The following is a 792-nucleotide window of genomic DNA, read 5'->3' on the forward strand; positions in this document are numbered from 1 at the left end:
GCCGTCGGCGAGCGTCCGCCGCCCGAGGCAGCGGCCCGTCGCCGTGTCCCAGAAGACGATCAGCCCGCCGCGCGGGCTGGAGGTGGCAAGCGTCGTGCCCGAGGCGTCCACCGCGACCGAGCCGACATAATTTTGCATGGCGTGGAGGATCTCCCTCGGGGCGGGGAACAGTTCGATATCGCGGCCCCGCCGGTGCCGGCCCACCAGCGGCGGTCTTTCCGCCACCTCGCCCTGGTATTGGCAACCGAACCAGACGTCGCCTGCCGCATCCACCGCCATGTGGCGGAGGGAAAGCTGGTGAAGCTCCTTGGCGAGTTCCGTCTTCTCCGTCACCTCGCCGCTGGCGATGTCGATATAAGCGAGGCTCGGCGCCATGGTGGCGAGGTTGAGCTTGGTGCGGCCATAATCGGGATGGGTGAGAATGCCGCCATTGGCCACGCACAGCGTACTGCCATCCCGCAGCAGGACGGCTTCGTGGGGCCCGACACCATCGGTCGGAAATTCGCCGATGCGGCGGAAGCCGTTCGTCGCGTCATAGATGCCGGCGACCCCGCGCCCGCCCTCGAAATCGTTCTCCGTGGCGAGCATCAACTTGCCATCGGGCGTGAAGATGCCGTGGCCGTAGAAATGGCGGTCGGGCGGAGCGGCGATGGCGACCGGTTCCGTCCCGCCGTCCACGTCGAAGGCGATGGCGAAGCGGCCCGGCGAGCGTGCAAAGGTGACAGCACGCCGGCGCGGTGCGTCGATTGCGAAGGAATGGCCGCGCGCTTCGAGCGGCAGCACCAGCCGGTC

At 68.4% G+C, this 792-nt stretch carries 1 protein-coding gene; it reads right to left on the reverse strand.

All coding sequences use genetic code 11. The features are described 5' to 3' along the window. A partial coding sequence (locus tag ACFP9U_RS25220; RefSeq protein WP_378625644.1) for a DUF1513 domain-containing protein occupies nucleotides 1-792 on the reverse strand: 792 nt, incomplete at both ends.

It is taken from the genome of Nitratireductor sp. GCM10026969 (assembly GCF_042660605.1).
Classification (GTDB): domain Bacteria; phylum Pseudomonadota; class Alphaproteobacteria; order Rhizobiales; family Rhizobiaceae; genus Chelativorans.